Genomic DNA, 20,143 nt, shown 5'->3' with positions numbered 1-20,143 from the left:
ATTTTATTTCCTGTTGCGTGAAATGGCCAATTCCACATTCCATCGTAATCCCTATGATAGAGAGTCAAAACAATGTCCCAGAAAGGTCTGGTGCATTCTAAAACTCGCTACTCCCATGCCACATTCTCAATCAACCAGTGTGAGGCCTACTATCCAAAGAAAGGTGATTCGATCTAGGGCCAACGTACAGATCGAAAGCGTTTCTGAGTGGGCTCATTCGCGTATTTCCTTGTCGACTTACCCGTCGCAACGTTCAATAATGTGGAAACGCGCAGAGGACGAGCATGCCATCAACCGGACAGAACTCGTTCGCAGTCTGTTCGATTACGTCATCGCTTATACACAGATCAAATCACCGTATGCGCGGAATATTGTGCAGCAACCCTGGTCCCAGTATCTCGGCGAGATACCGCAGCATGAAGCCATCCAGTTCACTCCCCCAGTTTCAAGCGACACAGCCTCAGGTTGGCAGCTACTCAAGATCGGTCGAGCCGCCGCGCCTGCCGGAAATTCTCCTCGATTGGATGGATGCAGATTGGAAGACGCAACAGGATCCGCGCCCTGCACCGCAACGGGACGCGGAACTCGAAGGCGAGATCAAGGCAGAGCAGTTTGAGGACTTGCCGGAGCGTGTCGCAGCCTACACTGGCTGGCTGCCTGGTTTCAAAGCCTGGAGTACAGCAGATCGGAGTGCCAGGGCAGCCCTGAAACTCTTCGAGAAGCTTTATGAGGTCCACGGCATACTGCAACGCGAGAACGAGCTTTGGGAACTTGCTGTCGGTGACGGGTTCCTGTTCCACGCTCCCGCACAGGTCGAACACCCTCTACTGATCCATGCCTTACAGTTAGACTTCGATCCTAAGGTGCCGGCATTCACCGTCACTACCGCGCTCAAGTCTTCGGAGATTTACGTCGCGCTCCTAACCATCCTCGGCCTCGACGGGCGGCACCTGAACGCTCTGCAGGAGGAACTGGAGGGTGGAGCATATTCTCCTCTCGGAGCAGAGGAGACGACAGCGTTCCTGAAGGGTCTCGTCCAACGCTTTGGGAACGGCGTCTTCTGCGAGTCGAAGGCGACCGCCCCGACGGACAGCCCTACACTCTTTCGTAAGCCGGTTCTCTTCCTAAGGCGCCCGACACCGGCTTCGGCCGGGCGCTCTCCGCCATTGCCCAAGCGATTGACGCAGGAGTACAGCCGTCCGAGGCCATTCTCAAGATTGTTGGTGCGGTTGGTACCGGTCTTAATGCGGTGCTTGCAACCGCCTCCCTCGGAGGGAGCAACTTGGGCGAACACGCCGAAGACACGGATTCTCCTGCGGATGCGGAGGAAAGATTGGGCTGGGACGACCGCAATGTATTGTTCAGCAAGGAATCGAATGCGGAACAATTTGAGATCGCCCACAGGCTGAGAAGCCAGAAGACCGTGCTGGTGCAAGGGCCTCCCGGCACCGGCAAGACTCATACGATCGCCAATCTGATCGGCTCCCTGCTGGCGCAAGGCAAGACCGTCCTCGTCACGAGCCAGGCCAGTAAGCCGTTGCGGGTTCTGCGCGAGAAGATCGTTCCCGACCTTCAGCCTCTCTTCGTCAGCGTCGTCTCCGGAGACGAGATGGGAAGGCGTCAGCTTGAGGCGTCCGTGAACGGAATTACCGCGAGACTTGGGTCTGACTCGCTGCAACGGCTAGAAGCCGAGTTCGTTCGCTTGACGGCAGAGCGCCATCAGCTCTTGAACCGCATCGAGAAGTTGCGCGAAGACATCTTCCGAGCTGCGAATACTGAGTATCGGACGATCACGAGATCGTGCCTTCAGCCGCTGCCCGCTTCGTCCGCAAGAACCGGGAGACTTCCGACTGGATACTGGCCCCGCTGAAATCGCTGGTACCTCTGACACTCGATTCAAGTGAAGTGACAAGGCTTTATGGAACGAACGCGGAGCTTACTGATGAAGACATCGCAGAGCTGCGATGCGAACTGCCCGCCGTGTTGGACTTGCCCACGCCCGAGGATTTTCAAGCTCTGGTGAACGAATCTGCCAGCCTTGCCGATATCGACAACCATCCGCTTCTTCGCTTCAGGATTAAGGACGATCGGGAAGGTCTGGTGGCGAGTTTGAAGGCGATCGTACCTCGCGTCGCCACGGTGAACTCCATACTTACCGCGAATCCGGAGCCCTGGAGCGAGGTCTGCATCCTCGCCGGAATACGAGGAGAAGCCAGCCAGCGCGTCTGGCGAATGCTAACGAGCTTTGCCCAGGAGGTGCGCGGCTTCTCCGTCACTCTCGAAACTGACATGGTTCTGGCATCAGGGCCACCCGTAGCGGCTCCGGGAATTGGAACGACAACCGCAGTTGACAAGGTTATGCTTCCGCTCCTTCTTGAACTGAACGGGCATCTTGACATCCTTGACATCAATATCGAGAGCGACCCTTTAGAACCGCATAACGTAATTGTCCAATACTCCCCGCGCAGGCCGGCAGCTAGAAACATCTTCAGCGCGACAACTGATGGGTTGGAACCAGCTTCTCGCAGTCTGTTGAATGAAACTGAGCTTGTTCTCTACTGCCGCCTTCATAGAAGATTGCAAGAATGCTTAGTGTTTGGCGGTCGGTCGAAGCTCGAAATTTCGTTTGGGCAATGCTGCTCTTGGCTCATTCGCAAGACAGCATACTGCCTCGAAGAGCCCTCATTTTTGTCCAATCCGGCGAGAGACTGGCTCAAGCTGCAAAATGCGGATTCAACGATCCAGATGGAGGATAGATTTTTTCTCCCGGCCATATATGAAAGGCTCAGGAGCGATTTTGGATCGAAAGTAGTGAAGAAGCCTGAACGGTTCGGCGGCGAGATCGACATACTTTTTGATGACACTATCCCGATCGAACTCAAGGTAAGGCGTGGACGCAAAGGGCCGTTGAATCTTGCCGAAATTGATCAAGCCTTTCCCCCGGCGGGGCAGGCTTCGGCGTAAGCCTCGGTGTCACGAGTGGGCATTGTGGCAATTCTGGATATTCCCGACACTGATGCTCCGCTAGGCAATTTGGAATCTTGCGCCGCTGTAGTTGAGAGGCGATTCCCAGAAGATTCTCCATACGTGTATAGTCATCATTTCCTTTCGATGCCATCACCCTAAGCCGAGCGCAACCCACTAGTTTGCTGTTGTTCGGGAGTTTCCAATGCCTCGTATCGCAAAGCTCTATTTGCAGACTGTTGTCTACATTTATCGGGATCAAGAATCGGCTAAGGCTGACAAGGTCGAAGGGGCACCGGTTTTCTCGTCGCTCGCTTGGTCGATGGCGGCTATCAAACTTTCGTTGTCACAAACCGGCACGTCATCGAGAAAATGGCGAATCCGGTAATTCGTCTGAATCAGTATGCTGACGAACCGGCACTCTACACCACGAACCGGGCGCTTTGGTCGGTTGTACTCGGAGTTGCAACTGGGCTGGTTAGTTGCGGTCTGTGCAGGCTGGTTAAAGAACCGACTCAAATGGTGAAAATAAGTTTGGCGGGAGAGCCTCCCGCGCACTAATGGTCGCTTGCCAACCCAGGAGTTCAGAACGCTGCCGCTGCACGGCCGAGGTCTGATCAACCTGCCGGAACAAATCATTCATTTGAGAAGACATGTCTATGTTCCCAGGATTCTGAGGGTGCTGAGAATATCGGTCAATTTTTCGACGACTGCTGCTCCGACACGGCAGAGGTCACGCGCAAAAATATTTCTCGCTCGTTCAGAAGCCGCTCTAATCGTGCATTTGCGCGATCAGAAGATTCCTGATCCGCGCTGCGAGGGTGCTGAGGAGGGTGCGGAAGGGCGAGAGAATTGTCGAGCCGATTCGCGGGTCACTTCCGCTATGACGACTTATCATGACTGATCAATTGACCTCTGCTGGAGGTCGGCAAAGGTTTCCCCTCAGATTGTTAGACCTTTTGCTTTTCCGGCAGGCTGTGAAAGCTCACGTAGGAGACCGTTATGAGAGCGAGCGGTAGCAGAACGACAGCGGCAGCTCTTCCGAGGCCTTGTACCGCGAGGTGCGACCAGATGGCGCCGAGGAAATCGAAGACGAATCCCGCATAGGCCCATTCTTTGAGTCGGGGGAATCTTGGCATAACTAGCGCAATGGGACCCAAATCTTAGCGGTGCCAAGGATGGCGAGCATATATGGCGGATAACCCAATGTGACGAGTTTCGTGACCATCTGCGGGCTATGAATCAGATACAAGGTGCCAGTGGTTGCAAAGACTAATGCAAACAAAATCGTGGACGACCAGTAGATCGCTTTGGTGGCCTCATGTAGCGCTCCCTTACTTCCGCTCAATTAGCTGTGTTTTGGCTGCGGACAAGATGCGATCCGAGAATGCCGCGTCATCGACGGCGCGCGCGAGGATCATTGCACCAACCATGGTCGCCATCGTCGACAGAAGCTCATCCTCGTTTTTGCGTTTGCGTCCTATAGGTAAGAGTCCGGCCAAACGCGTTATGTTGTTGCGAACGATCTGAGTAAAACTTGCGCGGACTTCTTTGCTCTGCCTCGGCATGTCGCAACCCAACGCGGCCATGAAGCAGCCCGATCCAGGGTTGTCGCGATGAACCGGAGAGAGATATGCCGAGATAGCGTCGCCCAGACTCTTGACGCCACTGGCTCTGGACTGGCTGAGAGCATGGCCATGCCTCAGGGACTCCGCGAGCAAGTTGTCCTTCGAGCCGAAACGGCTATATAAGCTGCCATGAGTCAGACCGGCCGCCTCGGTCAACGCATCGACGCCGACGCCGTGGACTCCCTTTTCGCGGAAGAGACGCGCGGCCCCGGTAAGGATCAGTTCGCGATTCTCGGCAGCTTTTTCTTTGGACACCTTCACGGTAACGCTCCATCAGACCGGATTGGCTGACGTCTTGATATTAATTACGATCGCCATTATTGTCAATGATGACAGTCGCCATCAAACAGGAAAAGATGACGATGCAAACCGTGATCAATGAAGTTCGAGAGGAACCATCATGAGAACAAGAAGCTTTCTTGGCATCTCGCTGGCCGTTGCAAAAACGTTCTTTTGTGCCGACGCGTACTCCCAGGGCATTCAATATGACAGAACCGAATTCGTCACGGAGAATGTTGGGCTGAATGTCTATGTTCTTACCGGTTCGTATGGGACTGATCCAGGCCATCCAGAGGGCGCGGGTGGCAGAGTTGGTGTGCTCGCCGGACCAGAGGGGATACTCATGGTCGATGCGAGTTATGCTCCCCTGTCCGACAAGCTGACTGCGTCGATCCGGAAGATAAGCCCATCGCCGATCCGTTTTCTGGTAGATACCCACGAGCATCCAGACCACACAGGCGGCAACCCGCAGTTTGCGAGAATGGGCGCACTGATTCTTGCGAGAGAAGAGGTACAGGAGCAGTTAAGCCAGGGGTTTCCTCCTCCGGTGGCAGCAGCGATTGGCACGGCGGCCTCTGGAACTGACCCTGACCACCTCCCGGTTCTGACGTATGGGATGGGCGAGCCGCTGAAGATTCGAATGGACGGCGAGACCGTCGACTTGATCCCCATTCGCTCCGCTCATACGGATGGCGACACCATCGTGCGGTTTGAGAAGGCCGACGTGATGATGATCGGCGATTTTTATAGAAACTATGGATACCCCTTCATCGATCCACAGCATGGTGGAACATTCAGGGGGTGCTGGAGGCGTTGGATGTCGTAATGAAGCTTTCAGGTCCAAAGACAACGCTGGTCCCAGGTCACGGAACCATCATCCACGAAGCCGACATCGCGCCATACCGCAGCATGATTCTCGACGTGCAGGCAAAGGTGCCGCAGATGGTCCGCGACGGCAAGAGTCTGCAAGACGTGCTTGCCGCGAAGCTGACTTTGCCCTACGGCGCCAAGGTACCGGGTGGCCTTGCTCCCCTGCCTGCCGGGCTGGGAACGAGTGCAGACAGGTTTGTCGGATCGATATATGCGGAGCTGAAAACTGCTCACTAGGTGCAGCTGAATGTATACAGCCGTTGGACCTTGCAGACAGCCTGCAGTTCCTCACATCCTCGAAGAGGTGAATGTATGAAAGCAATCTATTTTGAACAATTCGGCACACGCGATGTCCTGCAGTTCGGAGACAGGCCAGAGCCTGCACCTGGGAACAACGAGTTGCTCATTGAGGTGGAACGATCGAGCGTCAACTTCGTCGACATCCGCGAACGTCAAGGCACATATAACCGCTCCGAAACCCACGTCGGCGGCATTGAATTGCCACACATCTCAGGCCTGCAGGCGGTAGGTAAGGTGATTGCAGCCGGTTCGAAAGACGACAAGGCCTGGATTGGCAAAAAAAGTGGTGGCCTATACGCCCAAAGGTGGTGGCTATGCTCAAAAAGTCGTTGCCGAAACCAATTTCTGCGTGGAGATCCCAGAGTCAGCAAACGCCGACCTCTTCGCTGCGCTCCCGAATCAGGGTCTCACCGCATACCTCCTATTGACGGCATCGACGCAGATTCAGCATGGAGAATCGGTCCTGGTTCAAGGTGCTTCGGGAGGCGTGGGTAGTCTCGCAGTTCAGATTGCGAAGATCCTCGGCGCAGGTACAGTCCCCGGAACCGCCAGCACAAATGAGAAATTAGAGTTCATCCGCGGTCTGGGTGCGGACGATGCAATCGACTACACACAAGAGGGCTGGACGAAACGTGTCCTTGAAAGTACGGGAGGGCGAGGAGTCGATGTGCTTCTCGAATCAGTGGGCGGTGAGATCTTCGAGCAGAGCTTTGAATGTCTCGCACCGTTTGGTCGTTACATCATCTTCGGATCGACACGCGGCCCAGGACAGCCCTTCGCGCCGCGCCGGCTCATGCAAAAATCGCAAACGATGACGGGGTTTTATCTGCCGGTTTTTCTGGCTAAGCCGGAGCTGATCCGTGAAGGAGTGGAGTTCCTGGTTAAGGCCACGTTGGAGGAGAAGCTACGTCCTTCCATCGCGCGCGTGCTCCCGCTAAGCCAGACGGCCGAAGGACACCGTCTTCTGGAAGACCGTGAAATTCAGGGAACGATTCTTTTGGACACCAATAGGTGAGAGTACGTCCCCGGATCGATCGCCGGGGTCACGATCAGCAGGCAATCATCAGTAATGACAAATGGGATGAGCAGGTCTTTCGAGACGGAGAGAGACTATTCCCATGAAGAAGCCAGCGCAGCACCTCATCGCTGAAGTTCCACGCAGGCAAGCCAAGGTTGAGATGACGATCGGCATCGACCTTGGCGATGTCTGGAGCCATTACTGCACCCTCAACCAGGACGGAGAAGTAGTTGATCGGGGACGCTTCCGAACCACCCCGAAGGCAATCGAGAACTGGTTCATTGATGTGCCTCCCGCGCGGGTTGCGATGGAGGCTGGAACGCACTCGATCTGGATCAGCGCACAGCTGCAGGAACTAGGCCACGAAGTCATCGTGGCGAACGTCCGTGAGCTGCGGGCTATCTCGCACAGTGATCGGAAGAGCGATCAAGTCGATGCTGAGAAGCTGGCGCGTTATGCCCGGCTTGATCCGAACATACTGCGGCCGATCGCCCACCGCACCGTCGCGCAGCAGGAGGCCCTCACCCTGATCCGTGCGCGAGCACTGCTGGTGCGACTGCGCACGGCTGCGGTGAACGCCGTTCGTGGTCTAACGAAATCCTGCGGTTACCGTATGCCCGCGTCCGCTACAACGTGCTTCGCTCAGCGCAGCCTGGCCGTTATGCCGCCTGGACTGGCACAGGCGCTCGGTCCAGTGCTCCGGCAGATCGCGGAGATGACAGTCAAGATCAAGCAGTACGATCGGCAGATCCAGCAGCTGGGCCAGACCGAGTATCCCGAGACACAGGCCCTGCTGAAGGTTCACGGCGTCGGCCACCTCACCGCCTTGACCTTCGTGCTGACCCTCGGCAGCAAGGAACGGTTCGGACGAAGTCGCGATGTCGGCTGTTACCTCGGCCTGCGGCCGCGCCGCAGTCAGTCCGGAGATCATGATCCTCAGCTCGGCATCACCCATGCCGGCAACGCCTATCTTCGAAGTCTGCTGATCGAGTGCTCCAACCACATCCTCCGACCGCATGGGAGGGACTCAGCGCTTCGACAGTGGGGACTCCATCTGGCTGCAAGAGGAGGCAAGCAGGCCAAGAGCAAGGCCGTCGTTGCAGTTGCTCGCAAGCTGGCCGTGCTGCTCCATCGCCTCTGGACCACGCAAGAACCGTATATGCCGTTCTACGAGCAAACGGCCTAAAAGATGACCCTGTTCACCCGTTGCAACGACACCGTGTTCCGATGACTGCGTGCGCGTTTTGGTCTTCCAAGGCCGACCGATAAATGGCAGCATCGCCTCTCCTCTCGAACCCCAACCGGCACCGAGCTTGCATCAAGACAGCTCATCCAGAGTGCGAATAGAAACCCGGTGGAGAGCAACGAAACTGTGAACAACAACCAAAGCAAAAGCCCTATGAAGGAAAAGACGAAGAACAAACCTTGACATCAGTGACCTGCTCATAGAAAACGCGCTTCTGAGCATCTGAACCAATGCGCAGATCACTACCGGGAAGCCGATTAGGCTTCTTTCAGAAGTTCGGTGTGGTATTTGGGCGCAAGTGCCTTCGCCTTCTCAAGAAACGCGGCTATCTGTTTGTCGTCCAGTTTGGGCGGAGCTGTGGTGCGAGTCGCCACGGGGACGCCGACTTCCAGGAAGAATTTCTCATGTCCAGCCGGGGAGCAAATACAGATCAGACGGGCTGGGTTTGCAGACGCGTTGTGGAACTGATGCGGAGCATTGGCAGGAATGTGATTGTTTCACCCCCGCGGACGACGGATTTCTCTCCGCGAAATGTTGCTTCGATCTCTCCATTCAGCACGATGAATATCTCTTCAAAGTCATGGCGATGTGGCCCAGGTCCACCGCCGGGTGGGATGTGCATATCGACCACGCAGAACTGGCCTTTTGTGTCGACTCCATCGACGGTGATGGTGTAGGTATCTCCGACGAGACCAATGTGGGGCAGTTTTCCTTCATGATCGGGATTCGTGGATGCCAAAGTGCGATTGAGATCGTCGGGCGGAAGGGGCGGGTATTGTATTTGTATTTCGGGCATGTTGCGTCTCCTTGAGAGTTTGTCCGTGTCGACTTGCGCACCGAAGATTGAAAATGCAAATGCTTGAGCCGATCGTGATGCAGATAAGACACCAGCGGCTATTGCGAATTCCGTAATCTGACGACGGTTGATCTTCGGATTCATTTCACAGCTTCCTTTGAATGTTGACCCGGTCAAGCTGCTCCAGGACAGCTTCGGGACGCTCTTCTGGAACGAAGTGGCCACAGTCTGGCAGAACAACGCTTTTGAGATTGGCCGCCACCATCGCCACAGACTGGCCAACGCGCGCTCCCAATCCTTTTTCTCCGCCAATGGCGACGACGGGCAGCTGGACCTTGTTTCGTGTGAGCGGCAACGTCTGCGTCATGGTCGTAAAGACCGTGCGGTAGACGCCAAGCGCTCCCAGCACGCCTTCAACGCCAGCGAAAGTACGCAGATATTCATCCACTGTCTCAGGCGGGATCGCTTCATGTTTTACGACAGCATCTCCGAGATAGAACCAGTTAAGGAACTCTCTCTCTTTACCGACGAGGAGAGCTTCAGGAACACCTGGTGCGAGAGGAAGAACCCACCACCACATGCTGCCTTTTACCATTGCTCCAGGCGTGAAGGTGATGATCTTTTCAAGGATGGACTGCAGCATCACCGGCGCTTCGATGTAGAGAAGCACCGCGATCTCGTCTGGGTACTTTGCGGCCCAGAGGAGCGCGGGCGGTGCTCCCATATCGTGCGCAAGAAGCGTTAGCGGACGCCCTACACCAAACCCTATTTGTCCTACAAGCGACCGGAACTCTTCAGCGAGGGCCGCGCCGTCGTAACCGGCATCTCCTGCGGGCTTATCGGAGTCTCCATATCCGCGCATGTCTGGGACGAGAACCGAGTACCCTGCATCTGCGAGCAGCGGCATCAACTTGTGCCACGAATACGCAGTTCCAAGAAACCCATGCCAAAGCAGCACAGGTGGACCGTTCGGATCGCCGCCGACCCAGTAGTGAAGACTAACGCCATTCACGGTGGCCGATTCACTCCGAAAGCCCGCAATTTGTTGTCTCGTAGTCGTCATGTAATTTCCAGGTTCAGTAGAGGTTTGTTATGCGTTCCAGAGTTTTGTTGTCTCTACGGCAAAATCCTCATAACTGCGAGGCGTATGACCAAGTAGTTTCCTCAGACGCGCAACTTCCGTCTCGGTCGAGGCGAACCCTCGTTCGAAGTAGCCTTGGAGCATCATGCGGAGATCGTAAGCACTCCAACTCGGCATTCGTGCGCGCATGTCCTTTCCGACTGGTCGAAATCGTGCCCCGTGTACTTGATCTCTTTGCCAAGCAGTTTGCTCCATAGTGCCGCGTTTCCCGGGCCACTGATAAGCGAGGGAGCCACGATGTCGTAGGTCTGTTCTTCATGACCCTCTTCTGTGAGCGAGATCGCAGCCGCCTCCGCAATGTCCCTCATGTCTGCTGCGGCGATCCCGGCGGTGCCTAGAGGCATTGGGTAGAGGCCGGGTCCAGTGAGAGCATCCTTCAAGCCGATATCGTTCTGCATGTAGTAACCGGGACGCAGAATGGTGTACGGCACACCGAACTCACGCAATGCGCTCTCGACGGCAAGCTTAGAGGCGAAATGAGGCACGTCGCGGAACTCCTGCACCTTGAAGACAGACAGGTAGGTCACATGCTTCAAACCGATCCGTTTGGCGATGCCGTATGCGATCAGCGCCTGCGTCAACTCATCCGCAACGATGGCATTCAACAGAAAGAGCTTGTCGACTCCTTTCATCGCTGCTTCTAGTGAAACGGGATCAAGCAAATCGCCGATGGCAACCTCAACGCTCGCTGGCAGCTTATGAGCGGCGTCGGGTTTACGAATCAACGCACGGACTTCAGCGCCGCGCTTTAAGAGTTCCCGGACCACCACAGAACCTACATTTCCCGTTGCTCCAGTAACCAAAACTTTCATGTCTTCTTCGCTCTTCCCGGATAGCCAGCATCCATGGGTGCTTTAAAGTGTTCCGCGTGAGTCATTTGTTTGAGATCAGGTGAAAGCATCTCGTCGTATGTCGTCTATAGAACAGATGCGGTATTCTGAGTCGCCGGAGAGCTGATGAACGCAAAGCTATTTTGCGCTAATGCAAAGGAAGAAGGATACTGACTTACGGTCTCCGCACGAAAAATTTGATGCGTCCGTCTTGCGGACCTTGAATGGTTGAGACTGTCCGGGAAAGAATCACTATTACCAGTGACTGGTCGGAACACATCATGCCGCACCATGTTGATCTGAACGACGTCCGGACATTTGTAATCGCCGCGCAGGCGGGAACACTGAGCGCTGCCGGGAAGGCGCTACATCAACCAGCGTCGACGGTGAGCAGATCTCTCACTCGTCTTGAAAAACACCTGGGCATACTTCTTGCGCACAGGGGTCCGAAAGGATTGATTTTGACAGACGCGGGCAGGGAGTATCTTCTCGCCTGTAGACGTGCGTTACGTACGCTTACAGATGGGGAGGAGTTCCTGGAGGCCCGCCGCTCTGACCCCAGCGGCACTATCAAGATCGCGTGCCCGCTGACTATGGCTCGCGAGATACTCGCACCGCTGCTTAGGGATTTCATCACTCGCTTTCCGTCTCTGAAAATGGAAATTGAGCCGTACTCCTTCGGCTGGGATCAGGAGCCCCGTGAAGATGTGGACGTGTTCTTCAAACTCAAAGCGCCGAAGGACTCGGTACGACGGGTCCGGTCCTACCCTGGGACTGCACGGGGGCTCTTCGCGAGTCCGGCATACGTGAACGCATTTGGCAGTCCGGCTGATCCCGACGAACTCGCCGCCCATCGGTGTGCGGGCTCCGGAGTGTGGAAGCTGTCCCGCGGATCTAAAGAGGTCACTCCAAACATTGCGTTTCACGTCGTGACGAGTGATCCCGGCATCAATCTACCCTTTGCTCTGGATGGGTTGTCCACACGCGGACGATGGGGATTAAAACTTGCAAGCGCTTGGAATATCCTGGGCCTTCTCGCTCTGCTAAACGTTGTCACTCGGGCCATACTCACTACTCCCGGGCCACTCAATCTGATCCACGCAGAAGTTCCCGATCGGATGATCGGCATGTTTCCGTTTCTGCTCATTCCAGGATTCTTCGTGCCGTTGGCGGTCGTGTTGCATGTACTCGCAATTCGATCCATTCACGGGTCGCTCGCTAAGAGCCAAATATCGAACTAAGAAAGAGGGAAGGCACAGCAGAGGCCCATGTGTGTGGCCAAAGCGTCTCTCCATCGAAATGCCTGCAACGGCCTGCGGGCTCGGCGGGAGTCCTCCCCTTCAGATCTGGGATCTTCCGTAGTCGAATGTCTGTCATACAGAAGCAGACTGGCGACCACGTCGCCAAGTACAAGCAGTAGGAAGCCAGGTAGAGGCAACAGCGACCCGATCCCGATTGCCTGCAATATGCTGGCAATGGCGGCTGTAATACGAGAAGGGCCGTAGTTGCCTCGATTCTCCGGGTGAGCGCTGGCCTTCACCTTGAGGAGCAAGGCAATGCCGAGGATGGCAGCTGCAATCCCGAATAGGGCATGTTCCAACGCGCGAGCGTGCGGAGCAGTTCTTTTGAAACGCCACACAACATCATCCGGGGAGATTAAGTAGGTAGAGAGGCCTACAAGGAGCAGGGCCGCGCGGACTATCAAACCCATGCGATTTCCCGCGATGCTTCGTGGTCCCATCGTCTCGCACCTGCTGCGAATGTAGCACCCTTCATCTTGTTCTACTGAGACCAGTGCTGCGGAGTCGGCCAGTGTTCAGGAATTCTGATGGGGCGTCAACGCCGGGATAACGAGACACTGCGGCGTTTATCGGGACTGATCGTGGTCTGCTTCGGTCGGTTTTGGACCCGCGATGTTCTGTTCGCGAATGCGAGGCACCTGGGTACCTAGGCCCCGCCGCCAAAGTCAGAATCCTCCGCTTCAAAAATCTTCCGCCGTTCCGGCATTACTGTGGCCTTCAAAACCACGCTTGAGGTATTCACCAGGGTTGGCCCCGACAACTCGCTTGAATGCCTTACTGAACGCAGCGTCGGACTCGTAACCGACCAACCGAGCGACGTCTATGAGCTTTTTGTCACGCTGTTGGAGTAACTGCATCGCCTTCTGCATCCGCCACTCGGTTACATATTCCAGTGGTGTTTGTCCGAGTAACTCTTTAAAACGCGCTGCGAATGCGGAGCGAGACATGCCCGCCGCTTCGGCCAGGGATTCGACCGTCCAGGGCGAATTCACTCTGTCGTGAATGGCACTCAGGGCAGTGCCCATTTGAGGATCGAAAACAGCACGAAGCCATCCTTTGTTGCGTTCCGGTCCCGACGCGATATGCGTCCGGAGTACCTGGATAAACAGAACCTCGGCCAGCCGACTCGCGACTACTTCAGAGCCAGGCGCCTGTTCTGCCATTTCTGATGCCAGCGCCTGCATTGCGTTGTGAAGAGCAAGCGTGCTTTTCTGATCGGCCTTAATCAGAATGAAGCTCGGCAATAACTGAGTGATCGGCTTCAGGCTGGCGCGATCGAAACTGAAGGACCCACAGACGATTGTCGTCGGTGCGCCACCTCCTCCACAATGAGCGACATTGCTGTTGGCCTTGGCCCCAATCTCGCGGAAACTCCACCTCGGACGTGTTCGCGGGCTGTCGCGCAGAACAATCGAAGTCCCCTTAGCCACCAAAAAGCAATCACCACCGGTGAGCGGAATCGGGTCCGGAATCCCTTCCACACTCAGCCAGCAGTTGCCGCGCGAAAGCATCGCGAAGTGCGCCAAATCTGTGGGTGACATCTTTTTGTCGGAAGGCGTGACTTTTTCTTCGGTCTGATTTTCCTGTTTTACGCCCCACGGGGCTGTGGCTTCGAGCCTGTGCAGACCGAAGGCGGTTACGTGCATCGTTCTGAAGATATCTGTTATCGGATCCAACTTAGACTCCATCTGCTCTTGAAAGCCATAGTGTTCTGCGAGAACTGTACGAAACTGCACAGCTTCGCTTGTCGGACAAGCGCAGCATCAGGTAGAAGAGGCCTCAACCATGACGGACATGCTCCTTCCTTCCAGCGTCACAACTCCTACACTCCTTTTCCTCGAGCCGCGCGTCCCAGCTCAATTAAAAGGTGCAACACAGCTCGGGTCGGCCCTCTTTTTGGACGAATAGACAAAAGATTAGGACCCCCGAGCAGTTCTCGTCCACCGCCAAAGAACTCTACTCTACTGTACTGAATGCTAGACATCTACCAAAGGGAGTAATTATGGGAAAGCTTGAAGGAAAAGTTGCAGTCATCACGGGTGGATCGAGCGGCTTGGCGCTGGAGAGCGCCAAGCGCTTCGTTGAAGAAGGCGCCTACGTTTTCATCACGGGCCGGAGGCAGGAGGCGCTCGACGAGGCCGTCAAGCTGATTGGCCGGAACGTGACCGGCGTGCGCGGCGACGCGTCCAATCTCGATGACCTCGACCGTCTGTTCGACACAGTCAAGCGGGAAAAGGGCAAGATCGACGTCCTGTTTGCGAGCGCGGGCAAGGGTGAAGCCGCCAAACTGGGCGAGATTACCGAGCAGCACTTCGATGCGGGCTTCGACCTGATCGTGCGCGGAACGCTGTTTACGGTTCAGAAGGCGTTGCCGCTGTTCAACGATGGCGGATCGATCATCATGATCGGGTCAGTTGCTTCGGTGAAAGGTTTTCCTGGTTTCGGCGTGTATGCGGCGAGCAAGGCGGCATTGCGCTCATTCGCACGCACGTGGCTCAACGAACTGAAGGGCAGGAAGATCCGGGTGAACGTGCTGAGCCCGGGGCAGGTCGACACACCGGATTCCCAGCGACTCGACAAGGCGACGAGGGAGATGTTCGAATCCCTGATCCCGCGGGGAAAGATGGGTCGCCCTGAGGAAATTGCGGCGGCCGCGCTGTTTCTTGCTTCAGACGATTCGAGCTACGTGAATGGAGTGGATTTGGCTGTCGACGGCGGCTTCTCGGCTATCTGAAATCGCGCCGGATCGCCGGAAGTCGCTGACCCGCGGGACCAGCGTGTCCATGGTGGAACGACTTCTGCGCTGAACGGTCGGCCCGCGCTATCCAGTTGATGCACGATGAATGAACTTGCTTGGACGACTGAATGCTACACATCTACCGAAGGGAGTAATTATGGGAAAGCTTGAAGGAAAAGTTGTAGTCATCACGGGTGGATCGAGCGGTATGGCGCTAGCAAGCGCCAAGCTCTTCGTTGAAGAGGGGGCCTACGTTTTCATCACGGGTAGGAAGCAGGAGCAGCTCGATGAGGCCGTCAAATTGATTGGCCGGAACGTGACCGGCGTGCGCGGTGACGCGGCAAATCTCGACGATCTCGACCGTCTGTTCGATACGGTTAAGCGAGAAAAGGGCAAGATCGACGTCCTGTTCGCGAGCGCTGGCCAGGGCGAGGCCGTCCCACTGGGCGAGATTACCGAGCAGCACTTCGATGCGGCCTTCAACGTGAATGCGCGCGGAACGCTGTTTACAGTCCAGAAGGCGTTGCCGCTGTTGAACGATGGCGCATCGATCATCATGACCGGATCAAATGCTTCGGTGAAGGGTTTTCCTGGTTGGGGCGTGTATGCGGCGAGCAAGGCAGCATTGCGCTCCTTCGCACGCACGTGGCTCAACGAACTGAAGGGCCGGAAAATCCGGGTGAACCTGCTGGTCCCGGGGGCGATCGCGACACCGATGCAGGAAGAAGTTCTCACCAAGGAGTCGAAGGCGATGTTCGAATCCCTGATCCCGCGGGGAAAGATGGGTCAATCTGAGGAAGTCGCGACGGTCGCGCTGTTTCTTGCTTCAAACGACTCGAGCTTCGTGAACGGGGCGGAGTTGTTCGTCGACGGCGGCATGACGGCCATCTAACGTCTGCAGACCTCGGCTAGTGGCTTACCTTCCGGCCGCCCGCAAAGTGATTTACTGCGAGACGTTTACGGAAGGTCGCCACAAACGGAATTGATGTTCCCGCGCCGTCGAAGGCTGGGAATCAATATCAACAAGGATCGGAGAAACATTATGAGCTATGCAATTGTAGGATTCGGAAAGATAGGTCAGGCCCTCGCCCACGCCTTCGCCCGTAAAAACATCGACGTGACCGTTGCGAGTCGCCGGCCGCCCGAGGCGTTGGCACCGCAGGCTCGGGCAATTGGATCCACGGTCGTCGCCAAGTCGCTGCGGGATGCACTCGAGGCTGACACAATCATCTTGGCGGTTCCGTTCGGGGAACATCGCGAGATTGCGAAGGCCCTGCCGAGTTGGAAAGGCAAGACGGTCATCGACACGATGAACTCGTTTCCAGTCCCACCTGAGGAGCTGGACGGTCTTCCGTCCTCCGCATTCGTTGCGAAGTCGTTCACCGGCGCTAAGTTGGTGAAAGGTTTTAACCACTTGGTTGCGGCCACACTGGCTACTGACCCGATCGTCGAGGGCGGCCACCGGGTCGTCTTTCTGTCGAGCGATGACGAGGACGCTATCGCTCCCGTGGCGGATTTGGCCAAAAAACTTGGGTTCGCACCCGTCAAGCTGGGAAAGTTCAACGAGGGTGGCGCGCTGGTGCACGCACGCGGCCAAACTTGGGGTCGGCTCATCTTCCAGGATTTATTCAAAAAGGAGCAGTAATCGATCTACGACCGAGACGGATGGTCCCAAAACGTCCGATTAGATCGGACACACTTGATGTAAGGGAAAAGGAGAGATTTCGATGAGCATCGAAAAGAATGTCCATATTGCGAAGAATTTTCTTGCGGCACTCGGCCGCCGCGATAAGCAAGGTCTGCTGGCGTTGTCTGCCGAAGATATTGAGTGGATCGTTCCGGGCGAGGACTGGCCGCTGGCCGGCACGCACCGCGGGCACGCGGGATTGGAGAATTTACTTCAGAAGGCTAACGAAACGGTGGAAACTTCGTACCCAGAGCCCCCCGAGTTCATAGCGCAGGGAGACCGGGTTCTAGTCGTCGGCTTCGCTACGGGGAGAATCAAGGCCACGAATAGGAAGTTCGAGGATCATTGGGTCTTCGCCATTAGCGTTCGAAATGGCAAATTGACGAACATCCGGGAGTATATCGACACGCAAGCACTGGCGCGGGCCTCCGAGATGGCGTGAGCCCCCGGCTTTAACCCATCTGAAATTGGCGGATCTCGGTGAGTGCATTTTCGCCAATGCACTCACTGAGACACGATAACTACCAAGAAGCGGCTTCTCGTCAGTTAACCTTCGATAGTCCGAGATCCGGGAGCTATCCAGAGAAACTCTGTGTGAGCCAGCGCAGATTCCTTCCGTTATGCCGACCTAAGATGTGCTTGGACAAGGTTAGGTCAGGGGCGAAGGCGGTCCAAGAACCTCAAGCCGTCTCTGCTTCTTGAGCATCCGCCGCCGCCGCAGCTTTGCCAACCGACTTCTTCTTGGCGCTGTTAGCCATACCCTGCGATACGGCCTTCTCGACCGCGTCCTCGGTTACGCCCTTCTTCACGGCTTTCCTGACCGCTTTTTCTACTTTCTTTGTTGCCTTCTTTTGGCCTTGATATTCGCCATCGTGGGAACCCTCGGACGAGACCTTGTCTCGCAATTGGAAATTGTACATGGGCTCCCTTTCGTTGTTTTTCCCGCAGTGCCTCCCTTCTGTGTGCCTGATCGCAGGCTCCGAAATTGGCGTTGCATCGACCAGTTGAGACCGCGGGGGTTATCGGAAACTACGGCTTCCCGAATCGCGTCGCTGGGTGAAAGTACCGAAAAATTCGACTTTGCGGCGACCACGGAATCACGTCCAGATAGCCCGTCAACCGGGAGTCATCTGAATCCCTCATAGGCCCATTGTGTAGTAGCGCCGAGCCATGTCCCGAATCAGACGGTGTGTAGATCATCTCGAATAGCCCGTCTATCTCACGGACCATGGGCCTCCAAACTGCGGACGCTGTTTCCTCCTGCATATTCATGCCCCATTCATACGGCGCAAATGCGCGCAGGCATCAGACTAAGGGCGAGGTAACGTTCATGGCAACGTCGATCGACACCAGGCAGACCGACTTCTCCGAGATGGATAATGCGGGGATTTCTAAAGAGCACTGGAAGATCATGCTGATCTCGGGCATGGGTTTCTTCACCGACGCCTACGATCTCTTCGTCATCGGCGTTGTGATGGCGCTCCTAAAACCCATGTGGCATGTGGGAAAAGTGGAAGAGGGCCTGGTCGAGTCAACCGCTTTGCTTGCCGCAGCTATTGGCGCGCTCCTCTTTGGTCGAGTCGCGGACATGGTCGGCCGCAAGCGGATCTACGGCGTCGAAGTCCTGGTTCTCGCCGCAGGCGCAATCGCCTGCGCCTTCTCTCCCAATATCTGGTGGCTTATCGGATTTCGTTTCATTCTCGGCATTGGAATTGGCGGTGACTATCCAGTTTCCGCCACCATCATGAGCGAGTACGCCGGCAAGGCACACCGCGGGATGCTCGTCACCCTGGTCTTCGCGATGCAGGCTGCCGGACTCATCGTCGGTCCTCTTCTCGCTGCTGTTCTACTCTCGACTCATCTCTCGCATGACATCATCTGGCGCATTCTGGTCTCTTTTGGTGCATTGCCCGCCCTCGCCGTCTATGGTGCACGTCGCCACCTGAAAGAGTCACCGCGTTTTCTCAAAGCTGCAGGCCATGAAGAGGACGACTCCGGTAACCTCAGGAAGGCAAAACATTTTGATAAAAAGACGCACTCGATCTCCTTTTGGGACGGCTTTACCCGTCTCGTCGACAGCAAGATGATTCTGATCCGTCTTATCGGTGCAAGTGCCGCATGGTTTCTGATGGACTTTGCCTACTACGGCAATACCGTCTCCAGCCCGCTCGTGCTTTCGGCCCTAAGCAGCGACCACTCGGTCCTGCAGAAGACACTGACCCAACTTTGCATCTTCACTGTGTTCGCGGCGCCCGGCTATGCGATCGCGGCGCTGACGATGGATAAGCTTGGCCGCAAGACGATACAGGGTCTCGGCTTCGGCATGATGGCGCTGAGCTTTGGTCTGCTCGCCCTCATTCCCAATGTCGAGAAGCTGATGTACCCATTCCTAATTATTTACGGCTTCAGTTACTTCTTTACCGAGTTTGGCCCGAATGCCACCACCTTCGTTTACCCTTCGGAGATCTTTCCAGTCAAGGTTCGAACTACTGGTCATGGTATCGCTGCTGCCATGGGCAAGATCGGTGGCTTCTTCGGCGTCTTCACTTTCCCGTTCTTTATGCACTGGCACGGCTTGCCTGCCGCAGAGGGTGCGGCCGCTATCGTCAGCGTCCTGGGTCTGATCGTCACAATCTTCCTCCTGCCCGAAACCAAGGGTAAGAGCCTCGAAGAGCTCTCGGAAGAGCCAGCGACTCCGCTGGAAAGGGCGGCTGCCTGACATCCGCAAAGGGCTAGGATGTGTTCAGCAGAGTTTGAGAGCCTCTTCGACAGAGACTGGTAAGTCCCGGGTAGTCCGCAACTCGGAACTTAGCGGTTTGGTAAAGAGAAGCGCGTTTAGCATGACTGATAGTGCCGCCGGCGGCGTGTCTGGAAAAAGCAAACTGCACCGAGCGTTTTCTTCAAATCGACCACCTGTTTGCGCGCATGCAGCGCCTCAACACATACGAAGCGAAGACGAACGCCATGACGAGAATCGGATCAAATTTATCCCAAGTACTGCCACCGCCATTCAGTTGTGAATAGAACGCGAGTAAAAGAGTGATCGCGAAACCAGCATAAACCCACTCAGTCAATCGAGGTACATTGGGAATCAGAAGGCCCACTCCACCAAGGATGTGGGTTACGCCAATCAGAGGGATGATATAGAGCGGGTATCCGAGCTGCTGATTGGCGATCCTCCATTCGCCAGGATCGTGAATTAAATATAGCCTTCCGAAGTACACCCACATGAAGGCGACAAGGCCGGTTGTTACCATCGCGGCTATTTGAGTTGCTCGACCTGCCTGCACGGATTTATCTATTGTTTGTTCAGCTTTCATAGTAAAAGGATCCTCTTCTTGCGGTT

General features: G+C 55.8%; 21 protein-coding genes and 3 pseudogenes. 15 read left to right on the top strand and 9 right to left on the bottom strand.

Translation table 11 applies throughout. The features are described 5' to 3' along the window. Window positions 1-416 precede the first annotated feature (416 nt). From RBB81_RS10515 to RBB81_RS10505, 3 genes are read left to right on the top strand one after another with little or no spacing between them, the layout of a single operon-like run. A complete protein-coding gene (locus tag RBB81_RS10515; RefSeq protein ID WP_353073650.1) occupies window positions 417-1,409 on the top strand; it encodes a hypothetical protein in 993 nt (330 codons plus the stop codon). 20 nt (window positions 1,410-1,429) lie between these two features. After that, entirely contained in the window at window positions 1,430-1,870 is a 441-nt protein-coding gene (locus tag RBB81_RS10510) for an AAA domain-containing protein (protein WP_353073649.1), read from the top strand. Continuing rightward, complete coding sequence (locus RBB81_RS10505) at window positions 1,801-2,964, top strand: hypothetical protein (RefSeq protein ID WP_353073648.1); 1,164 nt, start codon at window positions 1,801-1,803, stop codon at window positions 2,962-2,964. The genes RBB81_RS10510 and RBB81_RS10505 overlap by 70 nt, the downstream gene beginning before the upstream one ends. A 950-nt stretch (window positions 2,965-3,914) precedes the next feature. On the opposite strand, the pseudogene RBB81_RS10500 reads toward RBB81_RS10505, so the two are convergent. Both RBB81_RS10500 and RBB81_RS10495 read right to left on the bottom strand, forming a co-directional pair. After that, a pseudogene (locus RBB81_RS10500) lies at window positions 3,915-4,216 on the bottom strand (DoxX family protein). A gap of 82 nt (window positions 4,217-4,298) precedes the next feature. Further along, entirely contained in the window at window positions 4,299-4,853 is a 555-nt protein-coding gene (locus tag RBB81_RS10495; protein ID WP_353073647.1) for a TetR/AcrR family transcriptional regulator, read from the bottom strand. Between the two features lie 139 nt (window positions 4,854-4,992). Here RBB81_RS10495 and RBB81_RS10490 point away from each other — a divergent pair, with 139 nt between their 5' ends. From RBB81_RS10490 to RBB81_RS10475, 5 genes and pseudogenes are all read left to right on the top strand, one after another. Further along, window positions 4,993-5,697 (top strand): MBL fold metallo-hydrolase, encoded by a 705-nt coding sequence (locus RBB81_RS10490; protein WP_353073646.1) that lies wholly within the window; start codon window positions 4,993-4,995, stop codon window positions 5,695-5,697. Continuing rightward, window positions 5,697-5,978, top strand: a complete 282-nt coding sequence (locus RBB81_RS10485) for a hypothetical protein (RefSeq protein WP_353073645.1) — start codon at window positions 5,697-5,699, stop codon at window positions 5,976-5,978. Before RBB81_RS10490 ends, RBB81_RS10485 begins: the two co-directional genes overlap by 1 nt. 75 nt (window positions 5,979-6,053) lie before the next feature. Beyond that, window positions 6,054-6,269 (top strand): annotated as a pseudogene (locus tag RBB81_RS23475) (NADPH:quinone oxidoreductase family protein); the annotation flags it as partial. Window positions 6,270-6,312: 43 nt separating this feature from the next. Next, window positions 6,313-7,056: a quinone oxidoreductase family protein gene (locus tag RBB81_RS10480; RefSeq protein WP_353073644.1), complete on the top strand. Its 744-nt coding sequence runs from the start codon at window positions 6,313-6,315 to the stop codon at window positions 7,054-7,056. A 103-nt stretch (window positions 7,057-7,159) separates the two neighbouring features. After that, window positions 7,160-8,245: an IS110 family transposase gene (locus RBB81_RS10475; RefSeq protein WP_353073643.1), complete on the top strand. Its 1,086-nt coding sequence runs from the start codon at window positions 7,160-7,162 to the stop codon at window positions 8,243-8,245. Between the two features lie 490 nt (window positions 8,246-8,735). Here RBB81_RS10475 and RBB81_RS10470 read toward each other — a convergent pair whose 3' ends face one another. The 3 genes from RBB81_RS10470 to RBB81_RS10460 form a co-directional block, all read right to left on the bottom strand. Then, window positions 8,736-9,101 (bottom strand): cupin domain-containing protein, encoded by a 366-nt coding sequence (locus RBB81_RS10470; protein WP_353073642.1) that lies wholly within the window; start codon window positions 9,099-9,101, stop codon window positions 8,736-8,738. Between the two features lie 145 nt (window positions 9,102-9,246). Continuing rightward, the gene (locus tag RBB81_RS10465) at window positions 9,247-10,164 is read right to left on the bottom strand and encodes an alpha/beta fold hydrolase (RefSeq protein WP_353073641.1); all 918 of its coding nucleotides are present in this window, start codon (window positions 10,162-10,164) and stop codon (window positions 9,247-9,249) included. Window positions 10,165-10,325: 161 nt separating this feature from the next. After that, a complete protein-coding gene (locus tag RBB81_RS10460; protein ID WP_353073640.1) occupies window positions 10,326-11,054 on the bottom strand; it encodes an SDR family oxidoreductase in 729 nt (242 codons plus the stop codon). 242 nt (window positions 11,055-11,296) lie between these two features. Between RBB81_RS10460 and RBB81_RS23470 the strand changes: the two are divergent. Further along, window positions 11,297-11,491 (top strand): annotated as a pseudogene (locus RBB81_RS23470) (helix-turn-helix domain-containing protein); the annotation flags it as partial. 42 nt (window positions 11,492-11,533) lie between these two features. Then, on the top strand, window positions 11,534-12,313 hold the full coding sequence (locus RBB81_RS10455; RefSeq protein ID WP_423248077.1) for a LysR substrate-binding domain-containing protein: 780 nt from the start codon (window positions 11,534-11,536) through the stop codon (window positions 12,311-12,313). On the opposite strand, the gene RBB81_RS10450 is transcribed toward RBB81_RS10455, so the two are convergent. Both RBB81_RS10450 and RBB81_RS10445 read right to left on the bottom strand, forming a co-directional pair. Beyond that, complete coding sequence (locus RBB81_RS10450) at window positions 12,310-12,783, bottom strand: hypothetical protein (protein ID WP_353073638.1); 474 nt, start codon at window positions 12,781-12,783, stop codon at window positions 12,310-12,312. The two genes, RBB81_RS10455 and RBB81_RS10450, sit on opposite strands and share 4 nt — an antisense overlap. 270 nt (window positions 12,784-13,053) lie before the next feature. Beyond that, a complete protein-coding gene (locus RBB81_RS10445; protein WP_353073916.1) occupies window positions 13,054-14,049 on the bottom strand; it encodes an AraC family transcriptional regulator in 996 nt (331 codons plus the stop codon). A gap of 326 nt (window positions 14,050-14,375) precedes the next feature. Here RBB81_RS10445 and RBB81_RS10440 point away from each other — a divergent pair, with 326 nt between their 5' ends. The 4 genes from RBB81_RS10440 to RBB81_RS10425 all read left to right on the top strand — a co-directional run bounded on the left by RBB81_RS10440 (window position 14,376) and on the right by RBB81_RS10425 (window position 17,239). Further along, the gene (locus RBB81_RS10440) at window positions 14,376-15,107 is read left to right on the top strand and encodes an SDR family NAD(P)-dependent oxidoreductase (RefSeq protein ID WP_353073637.1); all 732 of its coding nucleotides are present in this window, start codon (window positions 14,376-14,378) and stop codon (window positions 15,105-15,107) included. Between the two features lie 160 nt (window positions 15,108-15,267). Beyond that, entirely contained in the window at window positions 15,268-16,002 is a 735-nt protein-coding gene (locus RBB81_RS10435; RefSeq protein WP_353073636.1) for an SDR family NAD(P)-dependent oxidoreductase, read from the top strand. Between the two features lie 150 nt (window positions 16,003-16,152). Next, window positions 16,153-16,755: an NADPH-dependent F420 reductase gene (locus tag RBB81_RS10430; RefSeq protein ID WP_353073635.1), complete on the top strand. Its 603-nt coding sequence runs from the start codon at window positions 16,153-16,155 to the stop codon at window positions 16,753-16,755. 82 nt (window positions 16,756-16,837) lie between these two features. Then, on the top strand, window positions 16,838-17,239 hold the full coding sequence (locus RBB81_RS10425; protein WP_353073634.1) for a nuclear transport factor 2 family protein: 402 nt from the start codon (window positions 16,838-16,840) through the stop codon (window positions 17,237-17,239). Window positions 17,240-17,477: 238 nt separating this feature from the next. Here the strand turns inward: RBB81_RS10425 and RBB81_RS10420 are convergent, their stop codons facing one another. After that, window positions 17,478-17,717: a hypothetical protein gene (locus RBB81_RS10420; protein ID WP_353073633.1), complete on the bottom strand. Its 240-nt coding sequence runs from the start codon at window positions 17,715-17,717 to the stop codon at window positions 17,478-17,480. Between the two features lie 410 nt (window positions 17,718-18,127). Between RBB81_RS10420 and RBB81_RS10415 the strand changes: the two genes are divergently transcribed. After that, window positions 18,128-19,516 (top strand): MFS transporter, encoded by a 1,389-nt coding sequence (locus tag RBB81_RS10415; RefSeq protein WP_353073632.1) that lies wholly within the window; start codon window positions 18,128-18,130, stop codon window positions 19,514-19,516. A gap of 181 nt (window positions 19,517-19,697) precedes the next feature. Here the strand turns inward: RBB81_RS10415 and RBB81_RS10410 are convergent, their stop codons facing one another. Continuing rightward, window positions 19,698-20,117, bottom strand: a complete 420-nt coding sequence (locus RBB81_RS10410) for a DoxX family protein (RefSeq protein ID WP_183789353.1) — start codon at window positions 20,115-20,117, stop codon at window positions 19,698-19,700. Window positions 20,118-20,143: the final 26 nt, after the last annotated feature.

Source organism: Tunturibacter gelidoferens (assembly GCF_040358255.1).
Classification (GTDB): domain Bacteria; phylum Acidobacteriota; class Terriglobia; order Terriglobales; family Acidobacteriaceae; genus Edaphobacter; species Edaphobacter gelidiferens.
Note: the sequence above shows the minus strand (reverse complement) of the source record. Positions and strands in the feature narration are given on the sequence as shown.